The sequence below is a fragment of the Streptomyces sp. NBC_00158 genome (genome assembly GCF_045160885.1).
In the GTDB taxonomy this organism is placed as follows: domain Bacteria; phylum Actinomycetota; class Actinomycetes; order Streptomycetales; family Streptomycetaceae; genus Streptomyces.
Map to the genome: position 1 here is coordinate 3,990,668 of NZ_CP108161.1, position 25,245 is coordinate 4,015,912.

At 74.3% G+C, this 25,245-nt stretch carries 19 protein-coding genes; 17 read left to right on the forward strand and 2 right to left on the reverse strand.

Annotated features, from left to right (window positions below):
* Positions 1–266: 266 nt before the first annotated feature.
* The gene (locus tag OG553_RS18450; RefSeq protein WP_405980033.1) at positions 267–1,136 is read right to left on the reverse strand and encodes an HAD family hydrolase; all 870 of its coding nucleotides are present in this window, start codon (positions 1,134–1,136) and stop codon (positions 267–269) included.
* A gap of 488 nt (positions 1,137–1,624) precedes the next feature.
* On the opposite strand from OG553_RS18450, the gene ssd reads away from it, so the two are divergent.
* The 7 genes from ssd (at position 1,625) to OG553_RS18485 (ending at position 6,763) form a co-directional block, all read left to right on the forward strand.
* A complete protein-coding gene (gene ssd / locus OG553_RS18455; protein ID WP_405983071.1) occupies positions 1,625–2,752 on the forward strand; it encodes a septum site-determining protein Ssd in 1,128 nt (375 codons plus the stop codon).
* Positions 2,749–3,897, forward strand: a complete 1,149-nt coding sequence (locus OG553_RS18460) for a TadA family conjugal transfer-associated ATPase (protein WP_405980034.1) — start codon at positions 2,749–2,751, stop codon at positions 3,895–3,897. Before ssd ends, OG553_RS18460 begins: the two co-directional genes overlap by 4 nt.
* Positions 3,894–4,778, forward strand: coding sequence for a type II secretion system F family protein (locus OG553_RS18465; RefSeq protein ID WP_405980035.1), 885 nt, complete (start codon positions 3,894–3,896; stop codon positions 4,776–4,778). The genes OG553_RS18460 and OG553_RS18465 overlap by 4 nt, the downstream gene beginning before the upstream one ends.
* A complete protein-coding gene (locus OG553_RS18470) occupies positions 4,778–5,554 on the forward strand; it encodes a type II secretion system F family protein (RefSeq protein ID WP_405980036.1) in 777 nt (258 codons plus the stop codon). Before OG553_RS18465 ends, OG553_RS18470 begins: the two co-directional genes overlap by 1 nt.
* A 72-nt stretch (positions 5,555–5,626) precedes the next feature.
* Positions 5,627–5,824 carry a DUF4244 domain-containing protein gene (locus OG553_RS18475; protein ID WP_405980037.1) on the forward strand — a complete coding sequence of 66 codons (198 nt, stop codon included), beginning with the start codon at positions 5,627–5,629 and terminating at the stop codon, positions 5,822–5,824.
* Complete coding sequence (locus tag OG553_RS18480) at positions 5,811–6,203, forward strand: TadE family type IV pilus minor pilin (RefSeq protein ID WP_405980038.1); 393 nt, start codon at positions 5,811–5,813, stop codon at positions 6,201–6,203. The genes OG553_RS18475 and OG553_RS18480 overlap by 14 nt, the downstream gene beginning before the upstream one ends.
* Positions 6,200–6,763 (forward strand): Rv3654c family TadE-like protein, encoded by a 564-nt coding sequence (locus OG553_RS18485; protein WP_405980039.1) that lies wholly within the window; start codon positions 6,200–6,202, stop codon positions 6,761–6,763. Before OG553_RS18480 ends, OG553_RS18485 begins: the two co-directional genes overlap by 4 nt.
* Here the strand turns inward: OG553_RS18485 and OG553_RS18490 are convergent.
* Positions 6,735–9,182 (reverse strand): DEAD/DEAH box helicase, encoded by a 2,448-nt coding sequence (locus OG553_RS18490; protein WP_405980040.1) that lies wholly within the window; start codon positions 9,180–9,182, stop codon positions 6,735–6,737. The genes OG553_RS18485 and OG553_RS18490 overlap by 29 nt on opposite strands.
* Positions 9,183–9,264: 82 nt before the next feature.
* On the opposite strand from OG553_RS18490, the gene bldG reads away from it, so the two are divergent.
* The 10 genes from bldG (at position 9,265) to OG553_RS18540 (ending at position 25,238) form a co-directional block, all read left to right on the forward strand.
* Entirely contained in the window at positions 9,265–9,606 is a 342-nt protein-coding gene (gene bldG / locus OG553_RS18495) for an anti-sigma factor antagonist BldG (protein WP_007264942.1), read from the forward strand.
* 104 nt (positions 9,607–9,710) lie between these two features.
* The gene (locus OG553_RS18500; RefSeq protein ID WP_405980041.1) at positions 9,711–10,151 is read left to right on the forward strand and encodes an ATP-binding protein; all 441 of its coding nucleotides are present in this window, start codon (positions 9,711–9,713) and stop codon (positions 10,149–10,151) included.
* A gap of 287 nt (positions 10,152–10,438) precedes the next feature.
* Positions 10,439–12,841: a sodium-translocating pyrophosphatase gene (locus OG553_RS18505; RefSeq protein WP_405980042.1), complete on the forward strand. Its 2,403-nt coding sequence runs from the start codon at positions 10,439–10,441 to the stop codon at positions 12,839–12,841.
* A gap of 173 nt (positions 12,842–13,014) precedes the next feature.
* Positions 13,015–13,575, forward strand: coding sequence for a small secreted protein (locus OG553_RS18510; protein ID WP_405980043.1), 561 nt, complete (start codon positions 13,015–13,017; stop codon positions 13,573–13,575).
* Between the two features lie 134 nt (positions 13,576–13,709).
* On the forward strand, positions 13,710–15,224 hold the full coding sequence (locus OG553_RS18515) for a methyltransferase (RefSeq protein WP_405980044.1): 1,515 nt from the start codon (positions 13,710–13,712) through the stop codon (positions 15,222–15,224).
* Between the two features lie 125 nt (positions 15,225–15,349).
* Positions 15,350–15,547, forward strand: coding sequence for a hypothetical protein (locus OG553_RS18520; protein ID WP_405980045.1), 198 nt, complete (start codon positions 15,350–15,352; stop codon positions 15,545–15,547).
* 276 nt (positions 15,548–15,823) lie between these two features.
* Positions 15,824–18,652, forward strand: coding sequence for a type I DNA topoisomerase (gene topA / locus OG553_RS18525; protein WP_405980046.1), 2,829 nt, complete (start codon positions 15,824–15,826; stop codon positions 18,650–18,652).
* A 226-nt stretch (positions 18,653–18,878) separates the two neighbouring features.
* Positions 18,879–22,163, forward strand: coding sequence for a dTMP kinase (gene tmk, locus OG553_RS18530; RefSeq protein WP_405980047.1), 3,285 nt, complete (start codon positions 18,879–18,881; stop codon positions 22,161–22,163).
* Positions 22,164–22,267: 104 nt separating this feature from the next.
* Positions 22,268–23,479 (forward strand): DNA polymerase III subunit delta', encoded by a 1,212-nt coding sequence (locus OG553_RS18535; protein ID WP_405980048.1) that lies wholly within the window; start codon positions 22,268–22,270, stop codon positions 23,477–23,479.
* A gap of 226 nt (positions 23,480–23,705) precedes the next feature.
* Positions 23,706–25,238, forward strand: coding sequence for an alpha/beta hydrolase (locus tag OG553_RS18540; RefSeq protein ID WP_405980049.1), 1,533 nt, complete (start codon positions 23,706–23,708; stop codon positions 25,236–25,238).
* Positions 25,239–25,245 lie beyond the last annotated feature (7 nt).

Below are 25,245 nucleotides of genomic sequence, written 5' to 3' on the forward strand. Positions count from 1 at the left end.
CATCAGGCCGGGAACTTTGCCCGTGGCCTGGTGCGGCTGGCCCGTAATCGACGGGTCGACGTCGCGTGGGTGCTCGGCGTTCATGCTTCGGTCCGTGGGCCTTACTGCGTTTTAAAGATGATCCTCTCGGATGTTCTTTGGTCTCGCGGGCCGTGACTCCTTTGTACTCCGCTTCGGTGCTGAGCGAAACCCCTGACCGGATTCCTTTACTTTCCGGGGCGACCCGGGGCGAACCGGACAGTCCGTATCGCCCCAGGTCGGGAGGGTCAGGCCGAGGTGGCGGAGATCCCCGCGCGCCGTCGGCTCGCGTACCAGACGAGCCCGGCGGTGGCCGCCGCCGCGCCGACCGCCGCGGCCGCGACGAGGGCGGGCCGGGCGGGCATCGACAGTCCGGGCAGGCGCTGCTTCAGCCGCACCGGGCGGTTGAACACCAGGACCGGCCACTCCCGCGCGACGGCCTCGCGCCGCAGCGCGCGGTCGGGGTTGACGGCGTGCGGGTGCCCCACCGCCTCCAGCATCGGCACGTCGGTGATCGAGTCGCTGTACGCGTAGCACCGCGCGAGGTCGTACCCCTCGGACTCGGCGAGCTCGCGGACGGCCTCCGCCTTCGTGGGGCCGTAGGCGTAGTACTCGATCTCCCCGGTGAAGCAGCCGTCCTCGCCGACCACCATGCGGGTGGCGACGATCCGGTCCGCGCCGAGCATCTCGCCGATCGGCTCGACGACTTCGGCGCCGGAGCTCGACACGATCACCACGTCGCGGCCGGCCGTGTGGTGGGCCTCGATGAGGGAGGCGGCCTCGTCGTAGATGATCGGGTCGATCAGGTCGTGCAGGGCTTCGGCGACGATCTCCCGGACCTGCTGGACGTTCCACCCCTTGCAGAGGGCGGACAGGTACTCCCGCATCCGCTCCATCTGGTCGTGGTCGGCGCCGCCGGCCAGGAAGATGAACTGGGTGTAGGCGGTCCGCAGCACGGCGCGGCGGTTGATCAGGCCACCCCGGTAGAAGGACTTGCTGAACGTCAGAGCGCTCGACTTCGCAATGACCGTCTTGTCCAGGTCGAAGAAGGCGGCGGTCCGAGGCAACGAGTGCGGCAAGGGCTGATTTTCCACGACCCGAGCATATGCGCCCACCATTCGGCGTAAGGTGTGGCGCGTGGGTTTGCCTGAGAAGGCTCTCGGGTACACCATGGAAGTCACGGATCGTTCGCGACCGTGCTAACCCGGTCTGGCTCCTCCCCCCCCGAGTCGGACCGTGGGGACGACCCCCGCTCTCCCCCCCGGCGGGGGTCGTCGCATGTCCGGACGCGGTTCGCGCCCCTTCATCCGGTCTTCGGCGGCCATCATCTCGGCCCTCCCTCCTCCATGGGCCCGCCTGGCACAGGCCTTCACCCCTCCAGACTCGTGACGCTGCGTAGTGGTTCCGCAGCGCTGTGGAACTCACCTGATGGTGTGGCGAAGTTATTCACAGGCGCCTTCTTGTCCACAGTTTTCGAGCAAGATCCACTTCTTTTTCCGGATCCCTCCACCGTGATTCCAGCCGCGAAGTCCGCGGCTCGTGGATTTGTGGTGAGAAGGGGGCGGAGATCGTGGCTGGATCGAAGTCGTGTGAAGCGCAGGAACCCGTGGTGGCCGGCGGGGGAGGACCCCGCGGCCGCGCCGGTGGCGGCGGGCCCGGTGGCGGACGGCCGCTGATCATCACGGAGGACCCGCTGCTCCTCGACGACCTGCTGCGGCTGTGCGCCGCCGCGGGCGCCGAACCGCACGTGCGGCACGCGGTGCCGGAGCGGGGCGGAGCCGGGACGGAGGGGACGGGATGGGATTGCGCACCCCTGGTCCTGGTCGGGGACGACGCCGCCCGCCGGGTGCGCGGGGCGCCGCGCCGGGACGGGGTGTTCCTCGTCGGCCGGGACCTCGACGACCCCTTCGTATGGCAGCGGGCCGTGGAGATCGGCGCCCAGGAGGTGCTGCGCCTGCCCGACGCCGAGGGCGTGCTCGTCGACCGCATCGCCGACGTGGCGGAAGGCGCCGGGCGGCCCGCGCTGGCCGTCGGGGTGATCGGCGGCAGCGGCGGCGCCGGGGCGTCCACCCTCGCCTGCGCGCTCGCCCTCCGGGCGGCCAAGGGCGGCGAGCGCACCATCCTCATCGACGCCGACCCGCTCGGCGGGGGCATGGACGTCCTGCTCGGCGGCGAGGGCGCCGAAGGGCTGCGGTGGCCCGACTTCGCCGCCTCCCGCGGCCGCGTCGGGGCCGGGGCGCTGGAGGAGTCCCTGCCCGAGCTGCACGCGCTGCGGGTGCTGAGCTGGGACCGCGGGGAGCGGGTGGTGGTGCCGCCCGCCGCGATGCGGTCGGTCGTGGCCGCCGCCCGCAGGCGGGGCGGGGTCGTCGTGGTCGACCTGCCCCGACGTGTGGACGAGGCCGTCGCCGAGGCGCTGGCCCAGCTGGACCTCGTCCTGCTGGTGGTGCCGGGCGAGCTGCGGTCGGTGGCCGCGGCGGGGCGGGTCGCCGCCGGGGTGCGCATGGTCGCCCGGGACGTCCGCGTGGTCGTGCGGGGCCGCTGTCCCGACGGGCTCGACGCCGAAGCCGTGGCGGGGCTGCTGGGGGCGCCGCTGGCCGGGGAGGTACCGGGCGAGGTGGGGCTCCCGGGGAGGGTGGCCGAGGGGGAACCGCCGGGTGCGCGGGGCACTCTGGCCCGCTTCTGCGACGGCTTCTGGCGGCGGGCGCTCGGCTCCGCCCAGGGGGTGCCGGCATGAGCGCGGTGCTGCTGGACGCGGTGCGCCGGCACCTCGCCGAGAGCGGGGCCGAGCCCACGCCCGCCCGGGTCGCGGCGGCCCTGCGGGCCCGGGGGCGGCTCCTCGGGGACGCGGAAGTGCTCGGCGTCGCCGCCGAGTTGCGGTCCGAGCTGGTGGGCGCGGGGCCGCTGGAGCCGTTGCTCGCCGACCCCGCCGTCACCGACGTGCTCGTGGCCGCCCCGGACCGGGTGTGGGTGGACCGGGGCGGCGGGCTGGAGCTGACCCCGGTGACCTTCGCCGACGCCGAGGCCGTGCGCAGGCTGGCCCAGCGGCTGGCCGCCGTCGCGGGGCGGCGGCTGGACGACGCCCGCCCCTGGGTCGACGCCCGGCTGCCCGACGGCACCCGGCTGCACGCCGTGCTGCCCCCCGTGGCCGTCGGATCGGCGTGCCTGTCGCTGCGCGTGGTGCGGCCGAAGGCGTTCACCCTGGACGAGCTGGTCGCCGCCGGGACACTGCCGCCGGGCGGACAGCGGCTGCTGCGGGCGATGGTCGAGGCCCGGCTGTCGTTCCTGGTCTCCGGCGGCACCGGGACCGGGAAGACCACCCTGCTCAGCGCCCTGCTGGGACTGGTCGGCCCCGGCGAGCGGATCGTGCTGGCCGAGGACTCCGCCGAACTGCGCCCAGACCACCCCCATGTGGTGCGGCTGGAGACCCGGCCCGCGAACCAGGAGGGGGCCGGGCTCGTCACCCTCGCCGATCTGGTCCGCCAGGCCCTGCGGATGCGGCCCGACCGGCTGGTGGTCGGCGAGGTGCGGGGCGCGGAGGTGGCCGACCTGCTCGCCGCCCTCAACACCGGGCACGAAGGGGGCTGCGGCACGGTGCACGCCAACGCCGCCGGGCACGTGCCCGCCCGGCTGGAGGCCCTCGGGACGGCCGCCGGGCTCGACCGGGCCGCCCTGCACAGCCAGTTGGCGGCCGCGCTGACCCTGGTGGTCCACCTGGTCCGGGACCGGTCCGGGCGGCGGCGGGTGGCCGAGGTGCACGTACTGGAGCGGGACCCGGCCGGGCTGGTCGTGACCGTGCCCGCGCTGCGCTGGGGGCCGCGCGGCTTCGCGCGGGAGGCCGGCTGGACGCGGCTCGCCCCGCTGCTGGGCGGTGCCCGGTGAACGCCGGGGCGCTCGGGTCGGTGCCGGTGTTCGCCGGGGTGCTCTGCGCCGGGGCGGCGGCCTGGGGGCTGGCCGGCGGCGACCCGTTGCCCCGGCGGGCCCGGCTGGTCCTGGCCGGCGGTGGGCCACTGGTTCCGGACGGGCCGGCGCCCGGGCGGCGGCTGGCGGCCGCGCTGCGGGTACGGGCCGCGCGGTGGCGGGAGTGGGCCGGTCTGGCGGCCGGGCTGCTGGTCGCGGTGGCGGGCGGGTCGGTGATCCCGCTGCTGCTCGGCGCGGCCTCGGTGCCGCTGCTGAGGCGCTGGCTGCGGGCCCGGGAGCGGGAGCGGGCGCGCGCCGCCCGTGCGGCGGGGGTCGTGGAGCTGTGCGGGGCCGTCGTGGGGGAGCTGCGGGCCGGTGCCCAGCCGGGCAGGGCGCTGAGCGTGGCGTTGCGGCGTACGGCGGCCGGCCCCGGCGGTCCGGGGGCGGCGGAGGCCGGGGTACTGGCCGCCGCCGCGTTCGGCGGGGACGTCGCCGGGGCCCTGCACCAGGCGGCGCGGGAGCCCGGTGCGCGGGGACTGGCCGGGATGGCGGCCTGCTGGCGGGTCTCGGTGGACGGCGGAGCGGGCCTGGCGGCCGGACTCGACCGGCTGGAAGGGGCGTTGCGGGCCGAGCGGGACCGGGAGGAGTCACTGCGGGCCCAGCTCGCGGGGGCCAGGTCCACGACGGTGGTGCTGGCGCTGCTCCCGTTGGTGGGCCTGCTGATGGGCACCGCGCTGGGAGCGGACCCGCTGCGGGTGCTGCTGCACTCCCCGGTCGGGTGGGGCTGCCTGCTGGCCGGCGGGCTGCTGGAGGCCCTGGGGCTGCTGTGGTGCCGGCGGATCGTACGGACGGGGGAGCGGTGATGGACGGCTCCGCGGTCCACAGGCTGGGGACGGCGCTGTGCGCGGCGGCACTGGTGTGGTGGCCGGCCTCGGCGGTGGTGTCGCGGCTGGGGCGGCGGGTGGTGCGGCGCAGGACCGCGGTGCTCTTCCGGACCGGGCCGGTGCGGCGGACCCCGCGGTGGGGCCCGGCGGTCCGGGCCGCGGCGGTGTCCTGGGCGGGGCCGGCCGGAGCGCTGACGGCGGGCTGGGTGCTGGTCGGCGGGGTCACCGGGGTCCTCGTCGGGTGCGCGGCGGCGTTCGCGGTGCGGCGGGCGCTCGTACGGGTCAGGCCGTCCGGCGGGCCCGATCGGCGGGAGGCGGAGGGGCAGTTGCCGTTCGCGGCGGATCTGCTGGCGGCCTGTCTCGCGGCGGGGGCCGGGCCGGTGGAGGCGGCCGAGGTGGTCGGCGAGTCGCTGGGCGGCCCGGTGGGCGAGCGGCTGGCCCTCGCGGGTGCGGAGCTGCGGCTGGGCGGCGAACCGGGGGCCGCGTGGGGGAGGTTGGCGGAGATGCCCGGGGCGCGGGGGCTGGCGGAGTGCCTGGAGCGCGCCGCGCGGACCGGGGCGCCGGCCGCGGAGCCGGTGTCCCGCCTGGCGGCGGCCCTGCGGGCGGACCGCTCCCGGCGGGCGGGTGCCCGGGCGCAGCGGGCGGCGGTGCTCGTCACCGCTCCGGTGGGGCTGTGTTTCCTCCCCGCGTTCCTCGCGGTCGGGGTGGCGCCGGTGGTGATCGGAATGGCCTCGGGACTGCTGTCGCAGCGGTGACGCGCACCGGCCGGGCCGGCGGAAAACAAAAACTGAAATCAGATCAAGAACGTAATCCCACAGGAGGTTGTCATGAGGATCATCCGGATTCGGTTGCGGGCGGTGCTGAAGGGGCGTGGGGGTGATGCGGGAATGTCGACTTCGGAATACGCCATGGGCACGATCGCGGCGTGTGCGTTCGCGGCGGTCCTGTACAAGGTGGTGACGAGCGACGTGGTGTCGGCGGCACTCCAGTCGACCATCGGGAAGGCGCTCGATGTGCCCTTCTGAGCGGTGCCCTTCTGAGCGAAAGCGGCCGGGAATCGGTGATCGCGGATATGTGACGGCCGAGGCCGCCGTGGTCATTCCGGCCCTGGTGCTGTTCGCGGCGCTGCTGGTGTGGGCGCTGATGGCGGCGGCCGCGCAGATCCGGTGTGTGGACGCCGCCCGGGCCGGTGCCCGGATGGCGGCCCGGTCCGAGCCCGTGGCGGCGGCGGTGGCGGCGGCCCGGGAGGCCGCCCCGGAAGGGGCCGAGGTGCGGGTGGAGCGGTCCGGCGACCTGTGGCGGGTCCGGGTGGCCGCTCCGGCGCCGGGGCCGGGCGGGCTGCCGGTACGGCTCGGGGCGGGTGCGGTGGCCCTGGCGGAGGACAGCGTGGGGCCGCCGCCATGAGCCGGGGCATGGGCCGGGTCCCGGGCCGGGGGCGGGGGCGAAGGCCGGCCGCCGGGCGGGACCGGGGGGTCGCGACGGTGTGGGCCACCGTGGTGGCGGCGGTGCTGGTGGCGGTGTTCGGGGGCGTGCTGCTCCTCGGGCAGGCGGTGGTGGCCCGCCACCGGGCCGGCGCGGCCGCGGACCTGGCGGCCCTGGCGGCGGCCGCGAGCTGGGCGCACGGCCCCGAGCGGGCGTGTGCGGCCGCCCGGCGGGTGGCCGGGGCCCAGGGGGCGGTGCTGGCCGCCTGCGAGGTCGGCGGCGAGGTGGTGTGGGTCCGGGCCGCCGTCCGGGCCGGCCCCTTCACCCCGGGGGCCGCCGCCCGGGCGGGACCGCCGGTGGCGGAGACGGCCGGGCCCGCCGCTCCCGGGCCTGTCGACTCCGGGCCCGCCGCTCCCGGGCCTGTCGACTCCGGGCCCGCCGCGAGCGCCGGGCCGGCCGACCCGGGGCCCGCGGCCACCGCCGGGGAGGCGGCCGGGGCGGGCCGGGCGGCGGTCAGGGGGCCGTGGAGAGGAGGCGGGTGAGGAGGCGTACGGCGCCGCGCTTGTGGAGGGGGTCGTTGCCGTTGCCGCACTTGGGGGACTGGATGCAGGAGGGGCAGCCCGCCTCGCACTCACAGGCGGCGATGGCGTCCCGGGTGGCCGTCAGCCAGGCCCTCGCCGTCCGGAAGCCCCGCTCCGCGAAGCCGGCGCCGCCCGGGTGGCCGTCGTACACGAAGACCGTGGGCAGCAGGGTGTCCGGATGCAGCGGGACGGAGACCCCGCCGATGTCCCAGCGGTCGCAGGTGGCGAACAGCGGGAGCAGGCCGATGGAGGCGTGCTCGGCGGCGTGCAGGGCGCCGCCGAGGATCTCCGGACCGATCCGGGCCTCGTCCAGCTGGTCCTCGGTCACCGTCCACCACACGGCCCGGGTGCGCAGGGTGCGCGGCGGCAGGTCGAGCTTGGCCTCGCCGAGCACCTCGCCGGTGACCAGCTTGCGGCGCAGGTAGGAGACGACCTGGTTGGTGACCTCGACGGAGCCGAAGCAGAGCCGGGCCGGGCCCCAGGGGATCTCGGTCTCGGTCTCCAGGATGGAAATGGAGGTGGTGTCGCGGGCCGTGGTGGAGAAGGGCGGGTTCGCCTCCTCGACCAGGGCGGCCGAGTCCTCCAGGTCCAGGTGTTTCACCAGGTAGGTGCGGCCCTGGTGGAGGTGGACGGCGCCGTCGTGGACGGCGGTGTGCGAGGCGGCCTCGTCGACGGTGCCCAGCAGCCGGCCGGTGGACGCCTCCACGATCTGCACCGGGCGGCCCCCGCCCCCGCGGATGTCGGTCAGGTCCGAGGCCCGCTCCCGGCGGGTCCAGTGCCAGCCCGTGGCCCGGCGCCGCAGCAGCTTCGCCGCCTCCAGCTGGGGCATGAGGCCGCGCGCGGCGGGGCCGAAGAGGTCCAGGTCGGCTTCGGTCAGGGGCAGCTCGGCGGCGGCCGCGCACAGGTGCGGGGCGAGTACGTACGGGTTGTCGGGGTCCAGCACGGTGGCCTCCACCGGCTGCTGGAACAGGGCCTCGGGGTGGTGGACCAGGTAGGTGTCCAGCGGGTCGTCCCGGGCGACCAGGACGGCCAGGGCGCCCTGCCCCGAGCGCCCGGCGCGCCCGGCCTGCTGCCACAGCGAGGCCCGGGTGCCCGGGTAGCCGGTGATCAGCACGGCGTCCAGGCCGGACACGTCCACGCCCAGCTCCAGGGCGGTGGTCGCGGCCAGGCCCAGCAGTTCCCCGGAGTGCAGGGCCCGCTCCAGGGCCCGGCGCTCCTCGGGCAGGTAGCCGCCCCGGTAGGCGGCGACCCGCCCGGGCAGGGACCGGTCCACCGCCGCGAGCCGCTCCTGGGCGATGACGGAGATCAGCTCGGCCCCGCGCCGGGACCGGACGAAGGCCACGGTCCGTACGCCCTGGACGACCAGGTCGGTCAGCAGATCGGCGGTCTCGGCGGTGGCGGTCCGGCGCACGGGGGCGCCCTTCTCGCCCCGGAGCTCGGTCAGCGGCGGCTCCCACAGGGCGAAGACGACTTCGCCGCGCGGGGAGGCGTCGTCGGTGATCTCGGTGACCGGCACGCCGGTCAGCCGGGACGCGGCGGCCGCGGGGTCGCTGGCGGTGGCGGAGGCCAGCAGGAAGACGGGTTCGGAGCCGTAGCGGGCGCACAGCCGGCGCAGCCGCCGCAGGACCTGGGCGACGTGCGAGCCGAACACGCCGCGGTAGGTGTGGCACTCGTCGACGACCACGTAGCGCAGGGCCTTCAGGAAGGAGGACCAGCGGGGGTGGGAGGGCAGGATCCCCCGGTGCAGCATGTCGGGGTTGGTCAGTACGTAGTTGGCGTACTGGCGGACCCACTCGCGTTCCTCGACGGGGGTGTCCCCGTCGTACACGGCCGGGCGCACGGCGTTGCCCAGGGGTGCGGCCAGTTCCCGGACGGCCCGCCGCTGGTCGGCGGCCAGAGCCTTGGTCGGAGCCAGGTAGAGGGCGGTCGCACCCCGCCCGTTCGGCGCCTCGGCGCCGTCGGCGAGGGCGGACAGCACGGGGGCCAGGTAGGCCAGGGACTTCCCGGAGGCGGTTCCGGTGGCGACGACCACGGACGCGCCGTCCAGGGCGTGCTCGGCGGCCGCGGCCTGGTGTTCCCACGGATGGTCGATCCCCGCGTCCCGGATCGCGGCTACGACATCCGTTCGGATGCGATGGGGCCAGACCGCATGACGGCCCTCCCGAGGGGGCAAGTGCTCCGTATGGGTGATGCGCGCAGCCCGGGAAGGCCCCCGTGACAGCCGGTCCAGGACCGTGCCGGGAGCGGGTCGTGGATCGGCGGGTGCCGTGGGCGGACCGGGGCGGTGAGTGTTGGCCATTGGAACCGAGTGTGTCACTGGCGTGCGGGACAATGGTCCCAAGGCGTCGTGCGCGCCTGCCGGTAAGTGATTGAATGCCATCGCGGCAGCCGATCCCCTCCCCTACCTTCGGGTGGGGAGGCCCCTGGGGGGCGCCGCTCGATAGCAAGGTGCTGGAGGATCCGTGGACCTGTCCCTGTCGACTCGCACTGTCGGCGACCGCACGGTCGTAGAGGTCGGTGGCGAGATTGATGTGTATACCGCGCCCAAGCTGCGCGAGCAGTTGGTGGAGTTGGTGAACGACGGCAGCTACCACCTGGTCGTCGACATGGAGCGAGTGGACTTCCTCGACTCCACCGGCCTCGGTGTGCTCGTGGGAGGCCTCAAGCGCGTCCGCGCGCACGAGGGCTCGCTGCGTCTGGTCTGCAACCAGGAGCGCATCCTGAAGATCTTCCGGATCACCGGTCTCACCAAGGTGTTCCCGATCCACACCTCGGTGGAGGACGCCGTCCAGGCCACCGACTGACGTACGGCTCCCGATACCTGGGGAGCCGTCGAGGAGCGGGGGTACCGGGCCATGGGTGGTCCGGGCCCCTGTCAAGGCACGCCCGTAGTCCGAGGGGGACGCACATGGCCACCGTTGAACTGCGCTTCAGCGCCCAGCCCGAACACGTCCGCACGGCCCGCCTCGTCGCGGCCGCCGTGGCGCGCCGGGCGGGGGTGGAGGAGGCCGTCCTCGACGAGGTCCGCCTCGCCGTGGGCGAGGCCTGTTCGCGTGCCGTCGGACTGCACCGCAGCAACGGCCTGACCGCGCCCGTGCGCGTCGTGCTGACCGAGGAGGAGAAGTCGTTCTCCATCGAGGTCGGTGACGAGGTGCCCGGGCCGGCCGGCGGTTCTGCCGAGTCGGTGCCGGGCATCGCCGCCGTCCTCGACCCGGACGCGGACGGGGAGGACGAGATGGGCCTCGCGGTGATCAGCGGGCTCGTCGACGACGTCTCGGTGACCAGTGGGGAATCGGGCGGAACGATCCGGATGAGCTGGCCCGTCACCGCGGCCCCCGGTCTTCCGTAGCGCCCTCCGCGCCCTATTTTCCGATCTTCCTCAATTATTCGGATCCTCTCGGATCTTTACCAAGGCCCTGCTGAGCAGGGCCTTTTTCGTTTCCCCGGGAAATCTTCTAGATCGCTGATCAACCGTCAATGGCTTTGCCCCATTACCTCTTTCGAGGGTAATGGAGTGACGTGATCTATTGCTGAGGAGCGAGAGCGCGCCAATTCCGTTTCACGCGTACTGTTTTGATCAGGTCGCGCTCCCTACAATCCGTCCACATCTTGAGCTCATCACGTCAAGGAGGACGAATGACGGGGCTCTTCACCCCTATCGCTCCGGATCGCGCCCATGATCTGGCAGCCGCAGTACTCACCGATGACAACCGCGTCATCGTGTTCGTCATCGCGGGAGTCGCGCTGGCCGCTCTCGTCGTCGCGCAGATCCTGGTCCGCCAGGTCCTCGCCGCCGATGAGGGCACCGACAGCATGAAGAAGATCGCGGCAGCCGTCCAGGAAGGCGCCAACGCCTATCTCGGACGCCAGTTGCGCACCCTCGGCGTCTTCGCCGTGGTGGTCTTCTTCCTGCTCTTCCTGCTCCCCGCCGACGACTGGACGCAGCGGGCGGGACGTTCCGCCTTCTTCCTCGTCGGCGCCATCTTCTCGGCCGTCACCGGCTACATCGGCATGCGCCTGGCGGTCCGCGCCAACGTCCGCGTCGCCGCGGCCGCCCGCGAGGCCACCCCCGCCGAGGGCGAACCCGCCAAGGACCTGACCGACGTGGCCCACAAGGCCATGAAGATCGCCTTCCGCACCGGTGGCGTGGTCGGCATGTTCACGGTCGGCCTCGGCCTGCTCGGCGCCTCCTGCGTCGTCCTGGTCTACGCCGCCGACGCCCCCAAGGTCCTGGAGGGCTTCGGCCTGGGCGCCGCCCTGATCGCGATGTTCATGCGCGTGGGCGGCGGCATCTTCACCAAGGCCGCCGACGTCGGCGCCGACCTGGTCGGCAAGGTCGAGCAGGGCATTCCGGAGGACGATCCGCGCAATGCCGCGACCATCGCCGACAATGTGGGCGACAACGTCGGCGACTGCGCGGGGATGGCGGCCGACCTCTTCGAGTCCTACGCCGTCACCCTCGTGGCCGCGCTCATCCTCGGCAAGGCCGCCTTCGGCGACCTGGGCCTCGCCTTCCCGCTGATCGTGCCCGCCATCGGTGTGATCACCGCCATGATCGGCATCTTCGCTGTGGCCCCGCGCCGCTCCGACCGCAGCGGGATGACCGCGATCAACCGCGGTTTCTTCATCTCCGCCGTGATCTCCCTCGCGCTCGTCGCGATCGCCGTCTACAGCTACCTGCCGGCCACCTACAAGGAGCTCGTCGGCGTCGAGGACGCCGCCATCTCCAACCACACCGGCGACCCCCGGATCCTGGCCCTCGTCGCCGTCGCCATCGGCATCGTGCTCGCGGCCCTGATCCAGCAGCTGACGGGCTACTTCACCGAGACCAACCGCCGTCCCGTCCGGGACATCGGCAAGTCCTCGCTGACCGGCCCGGCCACCGTGATCCTCGCCGGCATCTCCGTCGGCCTGGAGTCCGCCGTCTACACGGCGCTCCTCATCGGCCTCGGCGTCTACGGGGCCTTCCTGCTCGGCGGCACGTCGATCATGCTGGCGCTCTTCGCGGTGGCCCTGGCCGGCACCGGCCTGCTGACCACCGTCGGCGTCATCGTCGCGATGGACACCTTCGGCCCCGTCTCCGACAACGCCCAGGGCATCGCCGAGATGTCCGGCGACGTCGAGGGCGCCGGCGCCCAGGTCCTCACCGACCTGGACGCGGTCGGCAACACCACCAAGGCCATCACCAAGGGCATCGCCATCGCCACCGCCGTCCTGGCCGCGGCCGCGCTCTTCGGCTCGTACAGCGACGCCATCGCCAACGCGGTCAAGGAGGTCGGAGCCAAGGCCGGGGAGATGAACCTCAGCCTCTCCATCGTCCAGCCCAACAACCTGGTCGGCCTCATCCTCGGCGCGGCCGTCGTCTTCCTGTTCTCGGGCCTGGCCATCAACGCCGTCTCCCGCTCCGCGGGCGCCGTCGTCTACGAGGTGCGCCGCCAGTTCCGCGAGCACCCCGGGATCATGGACTACTCGGAGAAGCCCGAGTACGGCCGCGTCGTCGACATCTGCACCAAGGACGCGCTGCGGGAGCTCGCCACGCCCGGTCTGCTCGCCGTGCTCACCCCGATCGCGGTCGGCTTCACCCTCGGCGTCGGCGCGCTCGGCTCCTTCCTGGCGGGCGCCATCGGCACCGGCACCCTGATGGCGGTCTTCCTCGCCAACTCCGGCGGCGCGTGGGACAACGCCAAGAAGCTCGTCGAGGACGGCCACCACGGCGGCAAGGGCAGCGAGGCCCACGCCGCCGTCGTCATCGGCGACACCGTCGGCGACCCGTTCAAGGACACCGCGGGCCCGGCCATCAACCCGCTGCTGAAGGTCATGAACCTGGTGGCCCTGCTGATCGCCCCCGCGGTCGTGCAGTTCAGCTACGGCCCGGACACCAGCGCCACCGTGCGGGCCGTCGTCGCGGTGCTCGCGATCACGGTGATCGTCGTCGCGGTGTACGTCTCCAAGCGCCGCGGCATCGCCGTCGGCGAGGACGGCGGCAGCGCCGGCGCGGAGCGGGTGGCGCAGCAGGCCGATCCGGCGGTGGTCTCCTGACGCTCCGGAGCACCTGAGCCCGGCTCCCGCGGCCCCAGCGGGCCCACCGGCTCGAAGATGCGCCCGAACGGCGGACGGGCGGCGCGGACTGACGCGCCGTCTGTCCGCCTTTGTGCGTGCCCTGATGGCGGGCGTGTATCTTCCGGCCGAGAGCCTTCGAAGGGACCAATCCGGTGAACAAGAAGCTTGCGGCCGCGGTGTCCGGCGGTGCGGTACTGATGCTCGTCCTGTCCGGCTGCGGCGGTGGGGACGACGGCGACAAGAAGGCCGACGCCTGGGCCAAGAACGTCTGCGACAAGTGGGAGCCCGAGCTCACCAAGATCAAGACGACCAACGACGAGCTGAAGCGGGTCGCCTCCACGAGCAGCAAGCCCGAGGAGGTCCAGAAGACCGACTCGGCGGCCTTCCAGACCCTCTCCGAGGCCTACAAGACCATGGGCGGCGCCCTGACGTCGGCCGGTGAACCGCCCGTCAAGGACGGCAAGGCCGCGGCGGACTCCGTGGTCAAGAGCTACGACGAGATCTCCAAGCGGTACACCGATCTCAAGACGAAGATCGATGGCCTCGACCCCAAGGACCAGAGCAAGTTCGCGGACGGCCTCCAGGGGGTCGCCTCCGGGCTCACCGAGGTCGCCGCGAACGAGACGGCGGCCAAGGAGAAGCTCAACTCCAGCGGTCTGAAGGCCATCTACAGCCAGAAGGGCTGCCAGGTCTCGACGACCGACAAGGGCTGACCCCCGCCCTCCACGCGCCGCGCGGCCCCGCGCGGACACGGTCGCCACGGGCGGCCGGATCCCGATCGGATCCGGCCGCCCGTCGCGCGCCGGGGCTCGTACGCATTGCCCGCCCCAGCGGCCACAATGGTCGGGTGAGTACCACCAGTCTTCCCACGCCCGACCACGCCGCCGAGCTCCGCGAGGCGTTCCTCGCCGCGGGGTTCACCGCCGACGGACTGCTCGACCTGCTCGGCGCCCCCGCCTACGCCGCGCTGGCCCGCAGCGAGACGGTCCCCGCCCTGCGCGCCACCCGCGGGGCGGACGACGGCGGGCTCGCGAGCCTGATCCGGCTCTTCCTGCTCCAGCAGCCGGAGCCGTACGTGCACGCCGCCGCCGTGCTGCCCGTCGAGGGAGCCCTCGCCGACGGCTGGCTGCGGCGGGAGGGCGACGAGGTGCACGCCACCGTCGACGTACGCCCGTACGGCGGCCCGGACGGCGAGGACTGGTTCATCGTCTCGGACCTCGGCTGCGCCGTCGGCGGCGCCGGGGGCATCGGCAGCCGCGAGGAGGGCGTCGTGCTCGGCGTCGGGGGCGCCTCCACCACCCTGGCCGGAATCACCGTGCCCATCGCCGTCGGCTCGGCCCTCGACCTCGGCACCGGCTCCGGGATCCAGGCGCTGCACGCCGCCCAGCACGCCACCCGGGTGACGGCGACCGACGTCAACCCGCGCGCCCTGGAATTCACCCGTCTGACGCTGGCCCTCTCCGGGGCGCCGGAGGCCGAACTGCTCTCGGGCTCGCTGTTCGAGCCGGTGGGCGACGCCGCGTACGACCTGATCGTGTCGAACCCGCCCTTCGTGATCTCGCCCGGCGCGCGGCTCACGTACCGGGACGGCGGCATGGGCGGCGACGACCTGTGCCGGACCCTGGTCCAGCAGGCGGGGGACCACCTCAACCCGGGCGGTTACGCGCAGTTCCTCGGCAACTGGCAGCACGTGGAGGGGGAGGACTGGCGCGACCGGGTCCGCTCCTGGGTGCCGCGCGGCTGCGACGCCTGGATCGTGCAGCGTGACGTGCAGGACGTGACGCAGTACGCGGAGCTGTGGCTGCGCGACGCGGGCGACCACCGCACGGATCCGGCCGAGTACGCGGCCAGGTACGAGGACTGGCTCGACGAGTTCGAGGCCCGCAAGACCAAGGCCGTCGGCTTCGGCTGGGTCACCCTGCGCCGTACGGACGCGGCCGAGCCCTCGATCGTGGTCGAGGAGTGGCCGCACTCGGTGGAGCAGCCGCTCGGCGAAGCGGTCCTCGCGCACTTCGCCCGCCAGGACTACCTCCGCGACCACGACGACGCGGCCCTGCTGGCGGGGTACTTCCGGCTGACCGCGGAGGTCGTGCAGGAGCAGGTCGGCGCGCCGGGCGCGGAGGACCCCGAGCACGTCGTGCTCCGGCAGAACCGGGGGATGCGCCGCGCCACCAAGGTGGACACGGTCGGCGCGGGCTTCGCCGGGGTGTGCGACGGCTCACTCAGCGCCGGCCGGATCCTGGACGCGATCGCACAGCTGGTCGAGGAGGACCCGGTCGTCCTGCGGGACCGGACCCCGGAGGCGATCCGGATGCTGGTCGAGCAGGGGTTCCTGGAGCCCGTCCAGGACCCCGCCCCGTAGCCGGCGGGGTTCGGCGCCGTGATGTAACCCGGGGTTCGCCTGCCGTACCCCCTCGGGTGGCAGGCTCCCGGACAGCGGGGGATCCGGGGGGATCCCCGAGCGGCCCGGGGGAAAAGGGGAACGGCATGGAACGCGGTCCGGCGATCTTCGCGGCAGCCGTGTTCCTGCTGTTCGGGGCCGCTCTGCTGGTCTGGACGGGGGCGCGCGCCTGGCACCGCGCGCCGGTGGCTGAAGGCGTGCGCCCCGTCGTGGCCGTACCGCTGGCCGTACTGGCCGGTTCGGGCTCGCTGGCTCTCGGCGTCTGGTGCCTCCAGCACTTCTGAAGCGCCCGCCGGCGACGGCCTCCACCCGGGTGTGAAACCCGACGTCGCGACCGGTCCGGACGCGGGGCCAGACGGCCCCCGGGCCACCCTGGCCGGTGACCGCGAGGGTCCCGGCGCGGCATCCGGGCGGCAGAAATGGCACTTGTCGGGTTACCGTTCGAGTGGCCGTTGCGGGCTTGTGCCGTTTGACACGGGGGCGGGTTGTACCGTCACACTCCGCAGCGTCGTCGTACCGCGACCGAGTGCCGACCGTGCCGACCGGAGAGAAGAGCCAAGTTGTCCCCGACTAGCGAGACCGCAAAGGGCGGCCGCCGACTCGTCATCGTCGAGTCCCCTGCCAAGGCGAAGACGATCAAGGGCTACCTCGGCCCCGGATACGTCGTCGAGGCGAGCGTCGGGCACATCCGCGACCTCCCGAACGGCGCGGCCGAGGTCCCCGACAAGTACACCGGCGAGGTCCGCCGCCTCGGCGTGGACGTCGAGCACGACTTCGCGCCGATCTACGTGGTCAACGCGGACAAGAAGGCGCAGGTCAGGAAGCTCAAGGACCTGCTCGCCGAGTCCGACGAACTCTTCCTCGCCACCGATGAGGACCGCGAGGGCGAAGCCATCGCGTGGCACCTCCAGGAAGTCCTCAAGCCCAAGGTCCCCGTCCACCGGATGGTCTTCCACGAGATCACCAAGGACGCGATCCGCGACGCCGTCGCCAACCCGCGCGAGCTGAACCAGCGCATGGTCGACGCCCAGGAGACCCGCCGCATCCTCGACCGCCTCTACGGCTACGAGGTCTCGCCGGTCCTGTGGAAGAAGGTCATGCCGCGGCTGTCGGCCGGCCGCGTCCAGTCCGTCGCCACCCGCCTCGTCGTCGAGCGCGAGCGCGAGCGCATCGCCTTCCGCTCCGCCGAGTACTGGGACCTGACCGGCACGTTCGGCACCGGCCGGGCCGGTGATGCCTCCGACCCGTCGACCCTGGTCGCCCGCCTGAACACGGTGGACGGCAAGCGCGTCGCCCAGGGCCGAGACTTCGGCGCGAACGGGCAGCTCAAGAGCGAGGTGCTGCACCTCGACGAGGCGAACGCCCGGGCGCTGGCCGCCGCGCTCGCCGAGACCTCGTTCGCCGTCCGCTCGGTCGAGTCCAAGCCGTACCGCCGCTCCCCGTACGCCCCCTTCCGCACGACGACGCTCCAGCAGGAGGCCTCGCGCAAGCTGGGCTTCGGTGCGAAGGCGACGATGCAGGTCGCGCAGAAGCTGTACGAGAACGGCTTCATCACCTACATGCGTACGGACTCCACCACGCTCTCCGACACCGCGGTGTCGGCGGCGCGGGCGCAGGTCACCCAGCTGTACGGGGCCGACTACCTGCCGGAGAAGCCGCGCGTCTACGCGGGCAAGGTCAAGAACGCGCAGGAGGCGCACGAGGCGATCCGGCCTTCGGGTGATCGTTTCCGCACCCCCGCCGAGACGGGCCTCACCGGCGACCAGTTCCGCCTGTACGAGCTCATCTGGAAGCGGACCGTCGCCTCCCAGATGAAGGACGCGACCGGCAACTCGGTGACCGTGAAGATCGGCGGCCGGGCCTCGGACGGCCGGGACGCCGAGTTCAGCGCGTCCGGCAAGACCATCACCTTCCACGGCTTCATGAAGGCGTACGTCGAGGGCGCGGACGACCCGAACGCCGAGCTCGACGACCGCGAGCGGCGGCTGCCGCAGGTCGCCGAGGGCGACGCGCTGACGGCCGAGGAGATCACCGCCGACGGCCACTCCACCAAGCCGCCGGCCCGCTACACCGAGGCCTCGCTGGTCAAGGAGCTGGAAGAGCGGGAGATCGGCCGCCCGTCGACGTACGCGTCGATCATCGGCACGATCCTGGACCGCGGCTACGTCTTCAAGAAGGGCACGGCCCTCGTGCCGTCCTTCCTGTCGTTCGCCGTCGTGAACCTGCTGGAGACGCACTTCGGCCGGCTCGTCGACTACGACTTCACCGCCAAGATGGAGGACGACCTCGACCGCATCGCGCGGGGCGAGGCCCAGTCCGTGCCGTGGCTCAAGCGGTTCTACTTCGGCTCGGAGGACGCCTCGGAGGTCGTACCGGCCGACGGCGACCACCTCGGCGGCCTGAAGGAGCTGGTCACGGACCTCGGCGCGATCGACGCCCGGGAGATCTCCTCCTTCCCGGTCGGCGACGGCATCGTGCTGCGCGTCGGCCGCTACGGGCCGTACGTGGAGCGCGGCGAGAAGGACGCGGAGGGCCACCAGCGGGCCGACGTGCCGGACGACCTGGCTCCGGACGAGCTGACCGTCGAGTACGCGCAGGAGCTGTTCGCGAAGCCGAGCGGCGAGTTCGAGCTGGGCGCCGACCCGGTGAGCGGCAACCAGATCGTCGCCAAGGACGGCCGCTACGGGCCGTACGTGACGGAGATCCTGCCCGAGGGCACGCCGAAGACGGGCAAGAACGCGGTCAAGCCGCGGACGGCCTCGCTCTTCAAGTCGATGTCCCTGGACACGGTCACCCTCGACGACGCCCTGAAGCTGATGTCGCTGCCGCGCGTGGTCGGCGCCGACGCGGAGGGCGTGGAGATCACCGCCCAGAACGGCCGCTACGGCCCGTACCTGAAGAAGGGCACGGACTCGCGGTCCCTGGAGACCGAGGACCAGCTGTTCTCGATCACCCTGGACGAGGCCCTGGCGATCTACGCACAGCCGAAGCAGCGGGGCCGGGCCGCGGCCAAGCCGCCGCTGAAGGAGCTGGGCACGGACCCGGTGAGCGAGAAGCCCGTGGTGGTCAAGGACGGCCGCTTCGGTCCGTACGTGACGGACGGCGAGACCAACGCGACGCTGCGGCGGGACGACGACGTCGAGACCATCACGCCGGAGCGGGGCTACGAACTGCTGGCGGAGAAGCGGGCCAAGGGGCCGGCGAAGAAGACGGCGAAGAAGGCCCCCGCGAAGAAGGCCCCGGCCAAGAAGGCCCCGGCGAAGAAGGCGGCCGCCACGAAGACGGCCGCGGCCAAGAAGACGACGGCTGCCGCCAAGAAGACGACCGCGGCGAAGAAGACGACGGCGGCGGCGAAGAAGGCCGCCGCGTCCGCCCCGGCGGACGAGTAGCCGTCCGCCCCTGGGGGCTCCGCCCCCAGACCCTCCCCCAGCGCCTCAAACGCCGGCGGGGCTGGGATGTGCTGCGCACATCCAGCCCGCGCGGCGTTTGAGCGCACCGGGCGCGGAGCGTCCGGTATCGGGGTCCGGGGCGGAGCCCCGGGAGTGGGTGCCGGGTCACACCCGGCGTCGTCCACAGGCCCCCGCAACGGCCAAGCGCAGCGGATAGGCTGGGCGGATGACGCGAGCCGAGCAGCCGACGGTCGTGACCGACTCCGAGAACCCCACCTACGACGAAGCCCTGGCCGCGGACTCCCGCGAGCGAGCGGTGCGCGCCCTGCTGCGCACACCCGGGCTGCGCCGGCTGTGGAGCGCCCAGCTGGTGAGCGGCATCGGCGATGCCCTCGCCCTGCTGGTGCTGGTGCTGCTGACCCTCCAGGCGGCCGTCACCGCCGGCCCGGAGGGGCTGTTCGGCGGCGGCTACCGGGGCGCGGCCTTCGCCGTCGCCGCCGTCTTCGCGGTGCGCGTCCTCGCCACCGTCCTGTTCGGCGCGGTCCTGCTCGGCCCGCTGGCCCAGCTCACGGCCCCCGGAGGCAAGCTCGACCGCCGCTGGACGATGGTCGGTGCCGACGGGCTGCGGATCGCCCTGTTCGTCGTCGCCCCGCTGTGGCTCGACTGGATCCCGGCGCACGCCACGACCGCGCTGCTGGCCACCGTGTTCGTCTCCGGCGGCGCCGAGCGGGTGTGGACGCTGGCCAAGGAGAGCGCCGCGCCCGCGCTGCTGCCGGCGCCGCCGCCGGAGGGGGCGACCGTACGCCCCCTCCCGGACCACCTCGACGCCCTTCGGCGGCTCTCGCTGCGCACGGCCTTCGCGGCGATGCCCGTGGCGGCGGCCGCGCTGCTCGCGGCGACGCTTATAGGGCGGGCGCTGGGCCTGGGCGTGGACTGGTTCGCCGCGAACCAGGCGGCGCTGGGCTCGTACGTGGCAGCCGGCCTGTTCGCCGCGTCCCTCTCGCTGCTGGTGCCGTTGACGCTGCCCGCCGTGAAGACCCCGAGGCCGCGGTCCCCGCTGGAGGGCCTGCGCGCCCCCAGGGCGGGCGAGCGGCCCGAGAAGGGCCGTACGGGGGCGATCCGGCTGCTCGTGGTGGCCTGCGCCGCCGTCGCCGGGGCGATCGCCTTCGCCGCGTCCGTCTCCGTGCTGCACGCCTTCGACCTGGGCGGCGGCCCGTCCGCGTACGCCCTGCTGGTGCTCGCCCTCGTCGGCGGCACCGCCCTGGGCATTCGCGCCACGCAGGCCGGCAAGGTGCTGCCCGCGCTGTCCCGGCGCCGCCTGCTCGCCCTGGCCGTCGCCGTGGCCGGGCTGGCGCTGCTGCTGACCGGTCTGGTCTCCGACACGGCGACCGTGCTCTTCCTGGCGCTGCTCGCGGGCACCGCCGCGGGCGTGGCGGCCAACACCGGGCACACCCTGCTGGACCAGGAGACCGAGGAGTTCCGCCGGGCCCGGATCACCGAGCACCTGCAGGCCGTGGTCCGGGTGGCGGTCGCCATCGGCGCGGTCGCCGCCCCGCTGGTCGCCGCGGCGATCGGCCCGCACCGCATCGGCGGCGGGCAGATCGGCCTCTGGCACGGCGGCGCCGGCTACGCGCTGATGCTGGCCGGCGTGCTGCTGCTGCCCGTCGCGGTGGTGGTCCTGACCAAGGCCGACGACCGGGGCGGCGTGCCGCTCCGCCGCGACCTGCGCGAGGCGCTGCGCGGCGGTGAGCCCGTACAGGCCCCGCCCACGACCGGGTTCTTCATCGCCCTGGAGGGCGGCGACGGGGCCGGCAAGTCCACCCAGGTGCAGGCGCTGGCCGAATGGATACGGGGCAAGGGCCACGAGGTCGTCGTGACCCGAGAGCCGGGGGCCACCCCGGTCGGCAAGCGGCTCCGCTCGATCCTGCTGGACATCTCCTCCGCCGGGCTGTCGAACCGGGCCGAGGCCCTGCTGTACGCCGCCGACCGCGCGGAGCACGTGGACTCGCTGGTCCGGCCCGCCCTGGAGCGCGGCGCGGTGGTCATCACCGACCGCTACATCGACTCGTCGGTGGCCTACCAGGGTGCCGGGCGCGACCTGTCCCCGACCGAGATCGCCCGTATTTCCCGCTGGGCCACCGGCGGTCTCGTGCCGAACCTGACCGTGCTGCTCGACGTGTCCCCGGAGACCGCGCGGGAGCGGTTCACGGAGGCGCCGGACCGGCTGGAGTCCGAGCCGACCGAGTTCCACCAGCGGGTGCGGGCCGGCTTCCTGACGCTCGCCGCCGCCGACCCCGGGCGCTACCTCGTGGTCGACGCCGGTCAGGACCCCGGCTCGGTGACCACCGTCGTCCTGCACCGCCTGGACCGGATGCTCCCGCTCTCCGAGGCCGAGGTGGCCGCGCAGATCGAGGCCCGCCGGCTCGCGGAGGAGGAGGCCCGGCGCAAGGCCGAGGAAGAGGCCGCGCGCAAGGCGGAGGAAGCCCGGCTGAAGGCCGAGGAGGAGGCCCGACTGGCGCGGGAGGCCGAGGAGGCCCGGCTGCGCGCCGAGGCCGAGGCGGCCCGCCGTGCCGAGGAGGAGCGGCTGAGGGCCGAGGAGGAGGCCCGGGCCCGGGCCGAGGCCGAGCGGCTGCGCGCCGAGGCGGAGGAGAAGGCCCGCGCCGCCGAGCTGGAGCGGATCCGGCTCCAGGAGGCGGAGGAGGCCCGGCTGCGCGCCGAGGCCGAGGAGCGGCGCCTGGAGAAGCAGCGACGCGCCGAGGAGGCCCTGCTGCGGGCGGAGGAGGCGCGCCGGCTCGCGGAGGCCTCGGCCGCCGCGGCGGCCGCCGAGCAGGCGAACCGGGCCGCGCAGGCCCGTGCCGAGGCCGAGGCCCGGGCGGCCGCCGAGGCCCGTGCCGAGGCCGAAGCCCGAGCGGAGGCCCAGTCGCGGGCCCGGACCGAGGCGCAGGCCCGTACCCGGGCGCAGGCCCGTGCCGAGGCCGCGCAGGCCCCGGCGGAGTCCGCCGGGCAGCCCGCGCCCAAGGTCGTGATGCGCAAGGAGCCGCTGCCGGACGAGGCCGTCACCATCGAGACCCCCGTGGTGCGGCGGTTCGTACAGCCCGACGACGTCACCCAGACCGTCCCGGTGCCCAAGATCGACCCGCGTGCCCCGCGCCCGCTGGACGAGACGGCCGTACTGCCGCCCGTACGCCCCGACGGCGACGTCCGGGACACGCGGTCCGGGCGGACCCGCCCGGCGGAGCGGCCGACGGAACCCCACTCGCAGGAGGACCCGGCCGACCGGGTGCCGCCGGGCATCTTCCGGGACTCGGGGAACGACGTGACCCGCGAGCTCCCGGTGTTCGGCGACGACGGCCGGCAGCGCCGGGCCCCGTCCGACTGGGCCGAGGCGACGCCGATGGACGACCTGCCGACCCTGGCGGACGAGCTGCTGGGCCCGCGCCGGGACGACGAGGACGGCCGGGACGGCCGGGACGACGCCGACGGGCGGGGCGGGCCGCGCCGACGCCGCTGACCGGCGCGCGGTTCACGGAAAGTGACCGCGGTCGGGGATTGTCAGTGGCGGGCGCCACAATATGAGCAGGCAGTGTCGACGGAGAGTGAAAGGCGGTGGGCGGCATGCCCGTGTGGGAAGACCTGGTCGGTCAGGATCGCGTGCAGGCGCAGCTGGCCGCCGCCGCCCGTGACGCCGACGCCCTGGTCACGGCCGCCGCGCAGGGGGCCCCGCCGCCGCCCGCTTCCAAGATGACGCACGCCTGGCTGTTCACCGGCCCGCCGGGCTCCGGCCGGGCCACCGCCGCCCGTGCCTTCGCGGCGGCCCTCCAGTGCGTCAGCCCGGACCGCGCCCTCGGCGGCGAACCGGGCTGCGGGTTCTGCGACGGCTGCCACACCACCATGGCCGGGACCCACGCCGACGTGGAGATCGTGCGCACGGACCTGCTGTCCATCGGCGTGAAGGAGACCCGCGACCTGGTCCGCCGGGCCCAGCTCTCGCCCGCCGTGGGCCGCTGGCAGGTCATCGTCCTGGAGGACGCCGACCGGCTCACCGAGGGCGCGGGCAACGTGCTCCTCAAGGCCGTGGAGGAGCCCGCTCCGCGGACGGTGTGGCTGCTGTGCGCGCCCTCCCTGGAGGACGTGCTGCCCACGATCCGCTCCCGCTGCCGGCACCTGACCCTGACCACCCCGTCCGTGGCGGCGGTGGCCGACGTCCTGGTCCGCCGGGACGGCGTGGAGCCGGCCGCCGCCGCGGCCGCCGCCCGCGCGACGCAGGGCCACATCGACCGGGCCCGCCGGCTCGCCACCGACGAGTCCGCCAGGGCCCGCCGCGCCGCCGTCCTCAAGCTCCCGCTGCGGGTGGACGACGTGGGCGGCTGCCTCAAGGCCGCGCAGGAGCTCGTCGACGCCGCCGCCGAGGACGCGAAGCAGGTCGCCGAGGAGATCGACACCAAGGAGACCGAGGAGCTGAGGGCCGCGCTCGGCGCCGGAGCGGGCGCCGGCGGCCGGCTGCCGCGCGGCACCGCCGGGGTGATGAAGGAGCTGGAGGACCGCCAGAAGCGCCGCCGCACCAGGACCCAGCGCGACAGCCTCGACCTCGCCCTGACCGACATCACCGGCTTCTACCGGGACGTGCTGGCCCTCCAGCTCGGCTCGGCGGTGGCCATCGCCAACGAGGACATACGCCCGGACCTCGACCGGATCGCCCGCGCCTCGGGCCCCGAGCGCACCCTGCGGCGCATCGAGGCGATCATCGCCTGCCGGCAGGCCCTCGACCGGAACGTGGCGCCGCTGCTCGCGGTGGAGGCGATGACGATGGCGCTCCGCGCGGGCTGACCCCGGCGCGGGCTCGTCCCTCCGCGCTCGACGCTCCGCGCGGCCGGTACGCGCCCGCGCCCCGGTTCACCCGTACGAGCGGTCCCGGGCGGAGCGCCGCGGGGGCCCGGCCCCCGGCGGGTGCCCGGTGGGCGCCCGGAAGGCACCGTTTCGGGGGCCGCCGCCCGGACCCGGCCCGGACCCCGCGCGCCCGACGGGGGCCGTCGGCAGCACGTAGGCTCGCCGCATGGACACCAGGCGTCTGCTGCGTACCGCCGGAACCGTCATCGCAGCCGCCGGGCTGCTGGTCTCCGGGTGCACCACCGGGGGGCCCGAGGTGGCGGCCTCGGCCGAGCCCACCGCCGTCCCGGACGCCCTGCGCCCGTACTACGACCAGAAGCTGAGCTGGCGCGACTGCGGTGTCCCCGGCTTCCAGTGCTCCACCATGAAGGCGCCGCTGGACTACGCGGATCCCGGTGCCGGGCAGGACGTCGAGCTCGCCGTGGCCCGCCGGGCGGCCACCGGTCCGGGCAAGCGGCTGGGTTCCCTGGTGGTCAATCCGGGCGGCCCCGGCGGTTCCGGCATCGGCTACCTCCAGGCGTACGCGGGCATCGGCTACCCGGCCGCGGTGCGCGCCCAGTACGACATGGTTTCCTTCGACCCGCGCGGCGTGGCCCGCAGCAGCCCGGTGGAGTGCCTGACCGGGCCGGCGATGGACCGGTTCACCCAGGTGGACCAGACCCCGGACGATCCGGCGGAGCGGGCCGAGCTGGTGGCCGCGTTCAAGGAGTTCGCGGCGGGCTGCGAGACGCGCTCGAAGCGGGTGCTGCCGCACGTCTCGACGGTGGACGCCGCCCGGGACATGGACATGCTCCGCGCGGTCCTGGGCGACGAGAGGCTGAACTACGTCGGGGCCTCGTACGGCACCTTCCTCGGCGCCACGTACGCGGACCTCTTCCCGGCCCGTGTGGGCCGGCTGGTCCTGGACGGCGCGCTGGACCCCTCCCGGCCGGCCCTCGACCTGAACCGCGACCAGACGGCGGGCTTCGAGACAGCCTTCCGCTCCTTCGCCAAGGACTGCGCCAAGCAGCCCGACTGCCCGCTCGGCCAGGGCGGCCCGGACGCGGTCGCGCAGCGCCTGAAGGAGTTCTTCCGCAAGGTCGACGCCCAGCCGGTCCCGTCGGGGGACCCGGCCCGCCCGCTGGGCGAGTCCCTCGCGACGACGGGCGTGATCGCGGCCCTGTACGACGAGAGCGCCTGGCCGCAGCTGCGCGAGGCCCTCGCCTCCGCGATGGACGGCGACGGCGCCGGCCTGCTGGCCCTCGCCGACAGCTACTACGAGCGCGAGGCGGACGGCTCGTACGCGAACCTCATGTACGCCAACGCCGCCGTGAACTGCCTGGACCAGCCGCCGGCCTTCAGCGGCCCCGACGCGGTGGACGCCGCGCTGCCGTCCTTCGAGAAGGCCTCCCCGGTCTTCGGCGCGGGGCTGGCCTGGGCCTCCCTGAACTGCGCGTACTGGCCGGTGAAGGCCACGGGCGCGGCGAAGCCCCTGAAGGCGGCGGGCGCGGCCCCGATCGTGGTGGTCGGCACGACCCGGGACCCGGCGACCCCGTACAAGTGGGCGCAGGCCCTGGCCGGCCAGCTGGAGTCGGGCACCCTCCTCACGTACGACGGCGACGGCCACACGGCGTACGGGCGCGGCAGCGAATGCATCGACACGGCGATCAACCGCTACCTCCTCGAGGGCCGGCCCCCGGCGGACGGCAAGCGCTGCTGACCCGTCC